The following is a 13,051-nucleotide window of genomic DNA, read 5'->3' as shown; positions in this document are numbered from 1 at the left end:
CCGCTGTCCCGCGCGTCACAGTACGCGTTCGCTCGCAGCCTTGAACGTCACCACCAGCACATCGCGATGCGCGGGCCGGGCCGGATCGAGCGGCGTCACCGCCGTCACGCCATGAAACACCCGCACATCGTCGACAAGGGCGGCATCCAGTGCGTGCGTGAGCGTGAAACTTCCCAGCAGACCGCCGTCGCGGGCATGGATGGTGGTGGTTCCGCTCTCGATGTTCTCGCGATCGATCAGCAGCACCAGCACATAGTCGACGCCATCGCGGTGCACCCCTTCGGGCGTGGGCTCGCCGGCTTCGTCGGCACGCGCCTCGATGCGGAACTGGTGCACTTCGATATGCCAGCTCCGGGTGGCCGGCGCCAGCGCGCCGAAACAGTCGCGGCAGAAGTCGAGGATGCGGCGCAGGCTGGCGCCGTCGGCAATCACCGGCAGCACGGGTTCGAACCAGCGCTGGATATCGCCCTGCAGACGGTTGTACTCCAGGCTCTGGTAATGCGGCTGGTGCGGCCGGCGCTGCACCTCGCCACCTGCGTCGGCGGCGAACGTGGCATGGCGCCGGCGCCGATGGCGACCGCTGGCGGCGAGATAGCTGTCGGGCGCCAGATCGTTCCAGCTGGCGGCGAACGCAGGCCAGTCGGCCAGCATCGGCGCCTGCAACAGGCTGCGCATGATGTCGGCGGTGACGAAGGCGAAGCCGTCGCGCTGCAGGCGGGTGTACAACGCGGTCGCGTCAGGGTAGGCGGTCATGCGAATACGTTAGCAGGCAGCGCATGAAGCGGCGATGGCCGGTGCCCAATGGGCAAAGAGCGGATGCCGCGCCAGCCGGTCCGGCAACGGAAGGCACTTTGCCATGAGCCCGCGCCGGCCTGGGCAGCCTGGCCTGGTGGCGCCTGCCGGGGCTGCCGCAGGCTCATGGCGGTACCGGGCGGTGCGGCAACGCGGCAGGTGCGTCCACGTCATGCCATGGATGCCATGTCATGAACGCATATACGTTTAGATGTTTAGACGTCTATTGACAGACGTATCGAACAACCTGCACTATCCATTCCACTCATCGAGACCGGCGGAGGGATAGGCCCTTTGATGCCGGGGCAACCAGCGGGAAGCGTTCCCGTCACGGTGCCAAATCCTGCGGAGGCGCCACGACGCCACCGAGAGATGGGCGTCATTCCTGCCGCGCCTCCCTTGGCGTGCATGCGTGACCCCGGCTCCGGCGCCCCGCAGGCGATGCGACCGGAGATCCGCATGACCTTTCAGCCAGTGCCACTTGCCGATCCCGATGCCGGCCATTCGCCGGTACGCTCCCTTGGGGAATCGCGCCGCGAGGACCTGACCGCCCAGCGCAGCACGCGGCGGCTGGCCATCAGCCCCAAGTACGGCAGTGGTCCGCGCGAGGTCGAGGTTCGCTACCTGTGGTGCGGCGCGCCGGATGCGCCCACGCTGATCGTGCAGGGCGGCATCTCGGCCGACCGCGACGTCACCGCGCTGGATGGCCATGCCGCCCCGGGCTGGTGGCAGGCGCTGGTCGGCAGCGGCGGGGCGATCGACCTGCAGCGCTGGCGCGTGCTGGCGATCGACTGGCTGACTCCGGGCGAGCTGGGTGCCGGTTCGGTCTCCAGCGAGGATCAGGCCGACGCGCTGGCAGCCCTGCTGCGGGCGCTGGATATCCCGCAGGCGCACGCCTTCATCGGTTCCTCGTATGGCGCGATGGTGGCGCTGGCATTTGCCGCGCGCCATCCGCGCTGCGTGGATCGGCTGGTGCTGTTGGCTGGCGCGCATCGGCCGCACCCGCTCAGTACGGCGCAGCGCAGCGTGCAGCGCGGCATCGTGCGGCTGGGCCAGGCCAGCGGCCGGGTCGACGAGGCGCTGGCGCTGGCGCGTCAGCTGGCGATCACCACCTATCGCGGCAGCGCCGAGTTCGGCCGACGCTTTGCCGGCGGCCCGGAGTGGCGCGACGAGCAGTTCCATTTCCCGGTCGAGGACTATCTGGAGCATCAGGGCCGCCGCTTCGTCGAGCGCTTCGACGCCGACCGCTTCCTCGCCCTGTCCGAATCGATCGACCTGCACGACGTCAGGCCCGAGCAGATCCCGACGCCCGCCACGCTGATCGGGTTCCCGTCCGACCGGCTGGTGCCGCTGGCCGACTTGTGCGAGCTGCAGCGTCGCCTGCATGGCCCGGCCACGCTGGAAGTGATCGAGTCGCCGTACGGCCATGACGCCTTCCTGAAAGAACCCGAGCAGCTCGCGCCGCTGTTGCGCGAAGCGCTGGCCTGATTGCCCATCCCCAGAACATGACGAGAAACCGGAGACCCTTCCCATGAGCGAGTCCGCCCCCTGTACCCGCGCCGTGCGCGCCGGCATCGAATCGGACACCCAGCACGGCGCGGTGGTGCCGCCGCTGCACCTGTCGACCAATTACGCGTTCGAGGGACTTGGCGGCAAGCGCCCGTATGACTACTCGCGCAGCGGCAATCCCACCCGTGACCTGCTCGGCAACGCGCTGGCGGAACTGGAGCAGGGCACCGGCGCGATGGTGACTTCCAGCGGCATGTCGGCGGTGGCGCTGGCGCTGGAACTGGTGCCGGCCGGGGCCACCGTGCTGGCCGCACACGACTGCTACGGCGGCACCTGGCGGCTGCTGGACGCATGGGCGAAGAAGGGCCGCTTCAGCGTGGCGTTCGCCGATCTCACCGACAGCGTGGCGCTGGCCGCCGGTCTGGCGCAGAAGCCCGCGCTGGTGTGGGTGGAGACGCCATCGAATCCGCTGCTGCGGATCACCGACATCCGCCACGTGGCGCAGGCCGCACACGCAGTCGGCGCGTTGCTGGTGGTCGACAACACCTTCCTGTCGCCGGCGCTGCAGCAACCGCTGCTGCTCGGTGCAGACGTGGTGGTGCATTCCACCACCAAGTACATCAACGGCCATAGCGACGTGGTCGGCGGCGCCGTGGTGGCGCGCGACGCGGCGGTGTTCGAACAGCTGAAGTGGTGGGCCAACTGCAACGGACTCACCGGTGCGCCGTTCGACAGCTATCTCACCCTGCGCGGCCTGCGCACCTTGAGCGTGCGCCTGCGCCAGCACCAGGAGAACGCAGCGCGCATCGCCGAGCAGCTGGATGCGCATGCGGCCGTGCGCAAGGTTTACTACCCCGGCCTGGCCAGCCACGCCGGCCACGCGCTGGCCGCGCGCCAGCAGCAGGGCTTCGGCGCCATGCTCAGCTTCGAGCTGGAAGGCGACGTGAGCCGGATCGAGGCGTTCGTCGATGGCCTGCAGTACTTCTCGCTGGCCGAGTCGCTGGGCGGCGTGGAGAGCCTGATCGCGCATCCGGCCTCGATGACGCATGCGTCGATGGCGCCGGAGGCGCGCCGCACCGCCGGTATCGCCGACAGCCTGCTGCGCCTGTCGGTGGGCATCGAGGACGGCGACGACCTGCTGCGCGATCTCGATGCGGCGCTGAGCCGTGCCGCGGCGGTAGAGACGTCCAAACGCCGGGTGATCGCATGAGCGCGATGCTCGATGCCAAGGCTACTGTGGGAGCGGCTTCGGCCGCGACAGCCCCGCGGGCCGCGATCGCGACTGAAGTCGCTCCCACCAAATCTGCAGCCCGGACGCCGGCCATTGCCATCGTGCTGCTCGGCACCGGGGTGGTCGGCGGCGCGCTGCTGAAGCTGCTCAACACACCGGCGGCCGTATCGTTGCGCCTGGTCGGTGCCGCGAATTCGCGCCGACAGCAGACCGACCTGCCCAGCCTTGCCAGTCGCAGCCTGCGTGAGCAGCTCAATCATCAAGGCGACGCGCGCGATAACGCCGGCCTGCTCGCCGCACTCGATGCGGGCGGCGCGGCGATCCGGGTGATCGTCGACGCCACCGCCAGCTCGACGCTGGCGTCGCGGCATGCCGAATGGCTGGCACGCGGCTACCACGTGGTGACGGCCAACAAGGCACTCGCCGGCGGCGATCTGTCGGGCTGGCGCGCACTGCAGGCGGCGCTCGCGCACGGCGGCCGCTATGGCGATTCGGCTACCGTCGGTGCCGGCCTGCCGGTGCTGTCCACGCTGCGTCGCCTGCGCAGCTGCGGCGACAGTCTGCTCACGCTCGAAGGCGTGTTCTCCGGCTCGCTGTCGTGGCTGTTCAACCAGTACGACGGCAGCCGGCCGTTCTCCGCGTTGCTGCGCGAGGCCCGCCAGCTTGGCTACACGGAGCCCGATCCGCGTTCGGACCTGTCCGGCGAGGACGTGGCGCGCAAGCTGCTGATCATCGCCCGCAACGCCGGCTTCTCGCTCGGCACCGACGAGGTGGACGTACAGGGCCTGGTGCCCGAGCCGCTGCGCGCGCTGGATCCGGAGTCGTTCCTCGCGCGGCTGGAGGAGCTGGACGCGCCGCTGGCGAAATTGCATGCCGATGCGAAGTCGCGTGGCTGCGTGCTGCGCTTCCTCGCCCGGCTCAACCAGCGCGGCCGTGCCCGCGTCGGCCTGGTCGAAGTGCCGCCGACCCATCCGGCCGCTCGCCTCTACGGCACCGACAACCAGTTCGCGCTCACCACCACCCGCTACAACACCCAGCCCCTGGTGATCCAGGGGCCGGGTGCGGGGCCGGAAGTGACGGCGCAGGCGCTGCTGGGGGATGTGCTGGCGCTGGCTTGAGGATGCCGCTTCAGGACGTGGCCCGGCGGTGTGTCCGGCCGTTGCCGGTATCGCTCATTGGGCCGCGATGGCCTCTACCTGGATGCGCAGTGTCACGTCCATCTTGAACCCGTAGTCCTTGCCGGCTGCCATGCCGTAGTCGTCGCGCTTGAACGTGGCCAGTGCGTCGGCGCCGCAGACTTCGCGTTTCAGCATGGGATGCGGCATGCACTTGAAGCTGTCGATCTTGAGCGTCAACGGCCGGGTTGCGCCATGCAGGGTGAGCTGACCGATCACCTCGGTCGGCGCACCATGGACGAAGCCGGCGAGCTTGCCGATGTAGTGCGCGGTCGGGTACTTGTCCGACTCGAACAGGTCCTTGCCCTGCGCAATCTTGTTGAGCTGGTCTTGGCCGAAGTCGGCACTCTTCATGTCGATGCTGACGTCGACCGCGCCGGTGCCGGCGGCCTTGTCCATGGTTATCGTGCCGGTGCTGTGGTTGAACTTGCCGCGCCATACCGACAGGCCGCCCATATGATCTGCCTCGAAGCTGGGATAGGCGTGGTCGGGGTCGATGTTGTAGGTCACCGCAGTGGCTGACGCGGCGCCAGTGAGTGACAGCAGCGCGACAAGAGCGAGACTGCGGGACAGGGAAAGGGTCGTGGCCGGCATGGGGTTCTCCGTGGTTATTGACAGGTGGGTTCTAGAGCTTCGACTGCGCTGGCGCGGCGTCGTGGTCGAGGGGATCGGAAAGATGTTCGTGCGCGACCAGCCAGCGACCGTCGATCCGGTGCAGCCCCATCGTCACGCGCACCCACAGCTCGACGGCCATGCCACGCATGTTGATGCCGCTGAAGCGCTGCAGGAAGCGGGCGCACGCGGTGTCGCCGATGGTCGAGATGTCGGGCTCGTGCACCTCGCAGTCGAGCGGGCCGGCGAACGCCGCGAACCAGTATTCCAGCCGCTCCCTGATCGCGGCCGCATCGGGCCGGCGCAACGGCGCGACGATGCCGAACGAGCGTATGCCGGGTGCGTTGCACGCCATCACGGCGTCGGCGTCCTTGCGGCGGATGGCATCGGCCTGCGCTTGGATGACGTGGCGGACTGCGCGCCGGGCTTCGCTTCCACTGGACGACGCGTGCCGGTACGCACGTTCGTCGGGCCGATCCGTATCGCCTCCGCGGCGGCCCTCCGGCAGGCACCTGCGCGCGATGGTCGGTACCTGCATGCCTGTTCTCCTTTGCGATGGCTGGCCCGCGAAGGCGGGCTCTTGCAACAACGACGAACGGCACCGCGGATTTTCGACATGCGAGTCGACATGTCCCGAAACAAAAAAACGCGCGGTCCGTCGCCGCGCGTTTTCGTCCTCGCACGATGACCGCGACTCAGCGCCCGGTGATGCGCTCCGCGTTTTCCTCATCCGGCGGCACCAGCGGCGCGTCGGGATCGATACGCGCCTCCAGCTGCGCGGCCTCCACCGACGGCGTGCGCCAGCCGGACTTCACGCCCCACACGTAGAACACCAGGCCGATCACCGCGACCACGGCCAGATCCCAACCGTAGGGCAGGTAGCCCAGGCCGCCGAACTTGGTGCTGCCCACGCGCGAGACGAGCGCCAGCGTGATCAGGTAGAACACCAGCCACCAGGCGCCCTTCATCTGCTTGCCGAACTCATGCCAGCCGCTCTTGTACTGGTAGTACAGGTACACCGGCAGCGCCACCACCATCAGCAGGATGATCTCGCCGGTCAGCGGCCACTTGGCCCAGTACAGCAGTTCGGCGGACATGATGAAGGCAATGCCGGCGATGATCGGCAGCCCGACCAGGCGAAACGGGCGATGCAGTTCCGGCGCGGTGCGGCGCAGCGTCATCACGCTGACCGGGCCGGTGAGGTAGGAGATGATCGTCGCCACCGAGATCACCGCGGCCAGCGAATCCCAGCCGCGGAAAAAGAACAGGAACAGGAACGAAACCACCAGGTTCAGCCACATCGCCGGGCGCGGCACGCCCCACTTCGGGTGCACCATGCCGAAGATCTTCGGCAGCGTGCCGTTGCGCTCCATGCCGTAGATCATGCGGGCGGTGGAGGCGGTATACGTCATGCCGGTGCCGCTGGGGCTGACGAACGCATCGGCGTACAGCAGGATCGCCAGCCAGTTGAGGTTGACGATGATCGCCAGCTCGGCGAACGGCGAGCTGAAGTCGATGCCGTGCCAGCCGGCCTTGGTCAGCATGTCCGGCGGCACCGCGCCGAGAAAGGCGATCTGCAGCAGCACGTAGATCACCGTGGCGATCACGATCGCGCCGATGATCGCGAACGGAATGCTGCGACCGGGATTGCGCGCTTCGCCGGCCAGGTTCACCGGGCTCTGGAAGCCGTTGAAGCTGAACACGATGCCGGCGGTAGCCACCGCCGTGAGGATCGCCGCGAAATCGTTCGCGTGGTGGCCGCCATTGGCGCCGACCGAGAAATTCTCGGAGTGGAAGCCGCTGGCGATCAGCGCCACGCCGGTCGCCGCCGGGATCACCATCTTGATGATCGTGATCACGCTGTTGGAGCGCGCGAACAGCTTCACGCTCCAGAAGTTGAGCAGGAAATAGACCACCACCAGCACCGCCGCGAAGCCGAGCCCCAGATGGCTCAGCTCACCGTGCTGGCCGGGCGCCTTGTGGTAAAGGTCCTGCGCCCACTGCCACTGCCAGCCGGACATGTACTGCACCGAAGCCTCGGCCTCGATCGGGATCACCGAGACGATCGCGATCCAGTTGGCCCAGCCGGCGATGAAGCCGACCAGCGATCCGTGCGAGTAATGGCCGTAGCGCACCATGCCGCCGGACTCGGGAAACATCGCGCCCAGCTCGGCATAGGTCAGCGCGATCGTCATGATGATCGCCGCGCCCAGTACCCACGCCCAGACCGCGCCAGGGCCAGCCAGCTTGGCGGCGTTCCATGCGCCGAACAGCCAGCCGGAGCCAATGATCGAGCCGAGGCCGGTGTACATGAGGGCCATCGGGCCGACATCGCGGTGAATCGCGCGTTCCTGGGACATGGAGACTCCTGCATGGGCGCGCGATGCGCCCCAAAGTGGGTGATGGTTGCAGAGTTGGGCCTGGGATGTCACCCACGGAGGCCATTTGGCGGTCGCTATCAGGCGCCACGAATGAGTTGCCGCCTGGCGAATGCAGGGAGGGCCACACAACAGCGAAGCTGGTCGTCGGCAACGGCGCTCCCTGGATACTGCAGTGAAGCTCATGGCCGGAGGTCTCGCGACCTCGCCGGCGCCCAAGTCACTTTTTCTCTTGCGTGGTAAGGAACTCCTGACTTCTTGGCTACCGCGCGCTGTCCGAAGCGCACTGGTCGCAGGCGACCCGCTCGTGCTCGAAGACAGCCGGTGCGTTGCATCGTTCGTGTCGGTTCCCGTGGCAGGGACGAGCGACTACCTCGGCACGAGGCGCCGCCGCCCCCCCGGCGAGGCGTGCAGCAGCGCCGCATGGGAGGCTCCTCGCGCTCAGATGCGAAGTGACTTGTAGAGCATGAAAATCGCGACCAGGATGATGACCACGGCAAAGATCAGATTGAGCGCGCCGCGCGTTCTCGCCAGCCGCTTGGCACCCAGGGTGCCAAGCCAGCCGCCTGCGATGCCACCTCCGATGAATTCGACCGCGACGCGCCAGTCGATCAGGCCCGAGACGGCGTAGTTGATGGTGGTGGTTAGCCCGAATGCGCCCACCGAGAAAAGCGATGTGCCGATGGCATTGATGATCTCCATGCCACTGGCGAACATCAGCCCCGGCACGATCAGGAAACCGCCGCCAATGCCGAAGAACCCGGACAGGCCGCCCGCACCCAGCCCCACCGCGCCAAGCCGGTAATTCATATGCGGCAGCGGGTAGTGATTCGCGCGGCCACCGCGCCGCCCGCGCAGCATCAGGCCGGCGACAACCAGCATCAGCAGCGCGAACAGCACCAGCAGGTGCTGCCCGTTGACCGCCTTGCCCAGAGTCGATCCCACGTAGGCGCCTAGGATGCCGGTCGCCGCGAACACAAACGCGACCTTCCAGCGCACGTGCCCGGCGCGCGCGTGCGGCACCAGGTTGGCAAACGCATTGACCGCCACCGCCAGGGCGCTGGTGCCGATCGCCACGTGCGGGTCGTGCACGCCGACCACGTACAGCACCAGGGGCGTAGCCAGGATCGAGCCACCACCGCCGATCAGCGCCAGCGAGAAGCCCACCAGCGAGCCGCACAGGATGGCCAGCAAGGCTTGGGTCAGAAGGACGGATGCCATGGACGCTCCAAGGTGCGGTCATTTCCGCCGCACGCGAAAAATTCCAGATCGGGCGGCCATCATCGTACGGGCGAGCTCGTCGTTGATCGACGGCATGCGGCTGGGCGCGCGAGCGCATGGCCCGCGGTACTTCATCGGGACGATGCATCGCGCAGGCGCGGGCGCAGCGCTCCCAGGTCGTAGCCTGCCCGGGCGGTGCAGGCAAGGATCTCCTCGACCGGTCGCCCGTCGCGCGCTGCGGCCAGTGCCCACAGAGTGGCCGAGCGGTTGCCGGTCCGACAGAAAGCCAGCAGCGGGCCGGGCATGTCTGCCAGTGCCTGGGCAAAGGCAACCACCTGACCCTCGTCGATCGCTCCCGCGACGACCGGCAGGTGCCGGTAGGCAAGGCCAGCGCGCGCAGCCGCCGCAGCCAGCGAGGCGCTCGTCGGCTGGCCGGCGACTTCACCGTCGGGACGATTGTTGATGAGGCCGCGAATACCTGCGGCGACCAGCGCCGGGATATCCGCCTCGCCGATCTGCGGCGCGGCTCGGAAATTCGCGGTGAGTGGCGTGCCTTGCATGACGTGCTCCCCATCAAGATGAATTAGCTGTCGATGGACGCCCGCCAGTTTGCCCGTTGCCACATGACGCCAACGTGGGCCGCCAAAAGGCGCGTAGCCAGCCACCAGTCCGGCGTCATGCGGGCCACGGGCAGCAGCCACAACGACGGCGCCTCATGACCGAGGCTGCATGTCCTCACTTGCCGAAAATCGCGTTGATCTGGTCGGGCGGCAACATGCCGACCGCCATCCGGATCTTGCCGTGCGCATCCTTGTAGACCGTTGCTGGCGTGCCACTGATGCCAAGGCTGTCCATCAGCGCATTGTTGTCCTCGATGCGCTTGCCGGTGTCTGCCGGCAGGTCCTTCAACGGGACGATCGGGCTGTGGCCGAAGGCGCTTTCATGCTGGTGCATGGCCGCCCTGGGGTCGGGCGCATCCAGCACCGCCGCGGCGCGAGCAGCGCTCTGTGGCGCGATCACTGCCACCATGATGTGGCGTACCTGCACGTCACCACCTGCCAGCAACGGCTGGGTCGCCTGCCACAGCTTGTGGCAGTAGGGGCATTCGGTGTCGGTGAACACATAGACGATGCGTTTGGGGTGGGTGGCGCCTTCGGCGATCCAGCCAGCCTTGCCCAGCCGCGTCCAGGTCGCCTCATTCAGCGCTGGCGTGCTGGCAGACTCCAGCGGTCCCTGGGTGAGGTCCTTGCCGGAGGCATCGAACAGCGTGCCGACCATGACGTGCTTGCGATCCGGCAGCAGATACACCGGCACGGCCTGACCACCGAAGTCGCCCAGATAGCCGGTGTAGCCCGCCGGTGCCGGCAACGGGCCCTTGATGACCAGGCCCTGGCCGACCAGCGCCTGGATCGGTGCCGGATAGTGGGCCGTGTCCTGCGCTTGGGCGCAGGCGCTCAGGCCCAGTGCGAACAAAAATGTAAACCAGTATTTCATCGGGAGACTCCGGATAGATGGGACGCCGTCGTGGCGGTGTCGGGGATGATGTGTCGCAATTGCGCAGCGAGGGTGGCCGGGGACAACTCGCCGATATGTAGGCTGCGCAACGTGCCTTGCGCGTCGAAAAACAGCGTGGCGGGGTATCCCCGTACGCCGAAATGTTGCGACAGCCGGGACGACGGATCGATCAGGACGCCGTCCAGGCTCAAGCGATTCTCGACCAGGAAGGCGCGGATCTCCGCTGGCGACTCGCCTTGGTCGGCAAATACTAAGCGCACCTGCGTGCGCACCCCCTGGGCCTGCGCCACCAGCGGCAATTCCCGGCGGCATGGGCCGCACCAGCTGGCCCACAAGTTGACGACTAGCGGCTTGCCACGCAGCAGCTGCAGCGGCCTGGGTTGCCCATCGAGATCGTGCAATACCAGTGTGGGAAGCGGTGTGTGCAAGGCCGAGTCCAGCCGCGACGCCACCAAGCCGCCGAAGCTCCAGACCAGCACGCCGCCCAGTACCGCCCAGGCGAGGGGTTCACGCAGTGGCCAGCGCCGCCAGAAGACCCACAGCGCCCCCAGCAGCACGCCAGCCACGCCGGCCCACGGCGAAAGCCCGCCATCGCGAAGGTCGAGCACGGCTAACGGATGGCTCGCGTATTCGGGCCACCGGCGCAACACGAAGGCCAAGCGGGCGAGCACCACGCCCACCAGCAGCAACAGCCACAGCACCGCTTCCGTGGACGGCCGGCCGCGACGATGCAACCAGCCATCGATCGCCATGGCCGTGCCCAGGCCGGCCAGCACGAGCAGTCCGGCCACCGGCAGCGCGAGGGGTCCCACGGGAATGACCTGCATCAGCGGGTCCCCGCGGTCAGTAGGCAATCTGAGCCCATACGCCTACTTCGTTGGATGTGGTGAGTTCACGCGCACGGTTGGCCGAGGTCGGCCAGGCCGCGGATATGCCTGGGATTGCCCTTGGCCACCAGGATCGCCAGCGGATTGCGCGCGTAGTCGTGGGTTTCGGCGAACCAGCTGTGCTTGTGCTGGTGCTCGGCGATCGAATTCTTTCCGGCCGTATAGACGTCCGGACGCAGGGCAATGCGCAGATTGCCCATCACCAGCGAGCCGCTCTCGATCTGCTTGGCGAGGATGCCCGGCGGCAACGTCTCGACGAAGATGCGCTGATACTGCGGATGGGCGGTGCGGAACGCGGCCATCAGGTCATGTACCGCCATGAACTGGTTGCCGGCGAAGGATACCGTCAGCTGGGGATCGACGATGTCGCCGTGCAGGTCGGCGATCGCATCGACCGGTGGTGCGCTGAACTGCACACCGCCGGCCGGTGGCGGATTCCACGGCGGCAGGTAGTCGGACTTCTCAGCCGCGTTGGCGATGGCGACGGCCATCAGGGCAAAGGTTGTCAGCGCGAAGGCGTGGCGGCGAAGGTGGCGCATGGCGGGTTCCTCGGGGCGGCGCATCCGGTCAGAGCGGCACCAGGGCATAGCCCTTCTGCTGCAGCTCGGTGATGGTGGTCAGTGCCGCCAGCGCGAGCGTCACGCGCGGATCGATTGCCTCGGACGGATAGCCATGTTCGGCCACGGCTTGGCCGCACACCGCCACATCCACGCCGGCCTTGCGCAACTCCGCGATCACCGGCAGGTTGGGATTGGCCGTGCCGAACTGCTTGCGATAGTTCGCATCATCCAACGCGATCGTGGTGGCCGCTCCGGAGGCGATCGCCACGAAATGCAGGTGCTTCAGGGGCACGCCGGCGTTTGCGTACAGGTTGACGGTGCGCGCGACGCGTTCGAGGCCTGGATTGATCTTGTCCGGCTTGGCCGCCGCCACGGTGAGGCCGAAAACCACCTTGTACGAGGCCTTGGCATCGGGCTGGTAGGCGGCCTGCGGCAGTTCACGCATGCGCCCGGCCGTGTGGATGGCCGGATTTTGCCAGAGGCCGTCGCCTGCGATCGCGCCGGTGCTCGCGAAAGCGAGGCCAAGCACTACGCCAAGGGTGGAAGCGGGATGGACCATGGTGTCTTCTCCTTCGTTCGTTGCTGCAGCGCTCTCGCCGCATATTCCGGACAACACAGCCGGCAGCTGTGCGGAGGCCGTCTCGCCAAGGCGATAAAACAACTGACGAGCCTCCCGCCGCTGGCTGACCAGTCCTTCTTCGCGCATGCGCGAAAGATGCTGGGACAGAGCCGACGGCCCCAGCGCCAGTTCCTTGGCGAGAGCGCCTGCCGATGCTTCGCCCCCCCGGAGCAGCCGGCACAGGATGAGCAGCCGGGAGGCATTTCCCAATGCGCGAAGCAACTTGGCTGTCTCGGCCGCCCGTCGATGCAGTGGATCGCTTGTGCGCTTCACGAATTTACATTTTAGTGAAATATGAACTTCACTCTAAACGCGCGAGTTTGGTTTGTCCACATAGCTCTTGCGCATAGAGCGGGGTCGACCGCAGTCCAGGAGCGCGCAGCACCAGGGAACATCCGGGGTGGCTGATCCCCTTGGCCTTGCGTTCGACGCAGCGGATCAGTGCGAGGATGCCAATCGAGTCGCAGGTGTGGCCGGTTGGTGTTTCATGCCGGTCTCGGCGACGTTCCCCGATCCGAGCCCTCCGGCTTTCGGCAGTGGTGGCGGACGGGG

General features: G+C 67.4%; 13 protein-coding genes and 1 riboswitch. Of the genes, 3 read left to right on the top strand and 10 right to left on the bottom strand.

The window, feature by feature from the left end:
• Nucleotides 1–15: 15 nt before the first annotated feature.
• A complete protein-coding gene (locus tag ACFPME_RS10310) occupies nucleotides 16–753 on the bottom strand; it encodes a 2OG-Fe dioxygenase family protein (RefSeq protein ID WP_377304867.1) in 738 nt (245 codons plus the stop codon).
• Nucleotides 754–1,054: 301 nt separating this feature from the next.
• A riboswitch (SAM riboswitch) is annotated at nucleotides 1,055–1,171 on the top strand.
• Nucleotides 1,172–1,251: 80 nt separating this feature from the next.
• Here ACFPME_RS10310 and metX point away from each other — a divergent pair.
• Genes metX through ACFPME_RS10295 form a run of 3 tightly spaced genes read left to right on the top strand, consistent with a single transcriptional unit; the run spans nucleotide 1,252 to nucleotide 4,650 of the window.
• The gene (gene metX, locus ACFPME_RS10305) at nucleotides 1,252–2,280 is read left to right on the top strand and encodes a homoserine O-succinyltransferase MetX (RefSeq protein ID WP_377304865.1); all 1,029 of its coding nucleotides are present in this window, start codon (nucleotides 1,252–1,254) and stop codon (nucleotides 2,278–2,280) included.
• 43 nt (nucleotides 2,281–2,323) lie between these two features.
• Entirely contained in the window at nucleotides 2,324–3,511 is a 1,188-nt protein-coding gene (gene metB / locus ACFPME_RS10300) for a cystathionine gamma-synthase (protein WP_377304863.1), read from the top strand.
• A 5-nt stretch (nucleotides 3,512–3,516) separates the two neighbouring features.
• The gene (locus tag ACFPME_RS10295; protein WP_377305419.1) at nucleotides 3,517–4,650 is read left to right on the top strand and encodes a homoserine dehydrogenase family protein; all 1,134 of its coding nucleotides are present in this window, start codon (nucleotides 3,517–3,519) and stop codon (nucleotides 4,648–4,650) included.
• 54 nt (nucleotides 4,651–4,704) lie between these two features.
• On the opposite strand, the gene ACFPME_RS10290 is transcribed toward ACFPME_RS10295, so the two are convergent.
• The 9 genes from ACFPME_RS10290 to ACFPME_RS10250 all read right to left on the bottom strand — a co-directional run bounded on the left by ACFPME_RS10290 (nucleotide 4,705) and on the right by ACFPME_RS10250 (nucleotide 12,721).
• Complete coding sequence (locus tag ACFPME_RS10290) at nucleotides 4,705–5,301, bottom strand: YceI family protein (RefSeq protein ID WP_377304861.1); 597 nt, start codon at nucleotides 5,299–5,301, stop codon at nucleotides 4,705–4,707.
• Between the two features lie 31 nt (nucleotides 5,302–5,332).
• Nucleotides 5,333–5,857, bottom strand: a complete 525-nt coding sequence (locus tag ACFPME_RS10285) for a YybH family protein (RefSeq protein WP_377304859.1) — start codon at nucleotides 5,855–5,857, stop codon at nucleotides 5,333–5,335.
• A gap of 157 nt (nucleotides 5,858–6,014) precedes the next feature.
• The gene (locus tag ACFPME_RS10280) at nucleotides 6,015–7,679 is read right to left on the bottom strand and encodes an APC family permease (RefSeq protein ID WP_377304857.1); all 1,665 of its coding nucleotides are present in this window, start codon (nucleotides 7,677–7,679) and stop codon (nucleotides 6,015–6,017) included.
• A gap of 459 nt (nucleotides 7,680–8,138) precedes the next feature.
• The gene (locus tag ACFPME_RS10275) at nucleotides 8,139–8,918 is read right to left on the bottom strand and encodes a sulfite exporter TauE/SafE family protein (RefSeq protein WP_377304855.1); all 780 of its coding nucleotides are present in this window, start codon (nucleotides 8,916–8,918) and stop codon (nucleotides 8,139–8,141) included.
• Nucleotides 8,919–9,049: 131 nt separating this feature from the next.
• Nucleotides 9,050–9,478 carry a protein tyrosine phosphatase family protein gene (locus ACFPME_RS10270; protein WP_377304853.1) on the bottom strand — a complete coding sequence of 143 codons (429 nt, stop codon included), beginning with the start codon at nucleotides 9,476–9,478 and terminating at the stop codon, nucleotides 9,050–9,052.
• Between the two features lie 175 nt (nucleotides 9,479–9,653).
• A complete protein-coding gene (dsbG, locus tag ACFPME_RS10265) occupies nucleotides 9,654–10,412 on the bottom strand; it encodes a thiol:disulfide interchange protein DsbG (RefSeq protein ID WP_377304851.1) in 759 nt (252 codons plus the stop codon).
• Nucleotides 10,409–11,260 (bottom strand): prolipoprotein diacylglyceryl transferase family protein, encoded by an 852-nt coding sequence (locus ACFPME_RS10260; protein ID WP_377304849.1) that lies wholly within the window; start codon nucleotides 11,258–11,260, stop codon nucleotides 10,409–10,411. Before ACFPME_RS10260 ends, dsbG begins: the two co-directional genes overlap by 4 nt.
• 65 nt (nucleotides 11,261–11,325) lie before the next feature.
• Nucleotides 11,326–11,859 (bottom strand): molybdate ABC transporter substrate-binding protein, encoded by a 534-nt coding sequence (locus ACFPME_RS10255; protein WP_377304846.1) that lies wholly within the window; start codon nucleotides 11,857–11,859, stop codon nucleotides 11,326–11,328.
• 28 nt (nucleotides 11,860–11,887) lie between these two features.
• On the bottom strand, nucleotides 11,888–12,721 hold the full coding sequence (locus ACFPME_RS10250) for a metalloregulator ArsR/SmtB family transcription factor (RefSeq protein ID WP_377304844.1): 834 nt from the start codon (nucleotides 12,719–12,721) through the stop codon (nucleotides 11,888–11,890).
• Nucleotides 12,722–13,051 lie beyond the last annotated feature (330 nt).

This window comes from Rhodanobacter umsongensis (assembly GCF_042654965.1).
Classification (GTDB): domain Bacteria; phylum Pseudomonadota; class Gammaproteobacteria; order Xanthomonadales; family Rhodanobacteraceae; genus Rhodanobacter; species Rhodanobacter umsongensis.
This window is presented reverse-complemented; position numbering and strand designations above follow the sequence as displayed.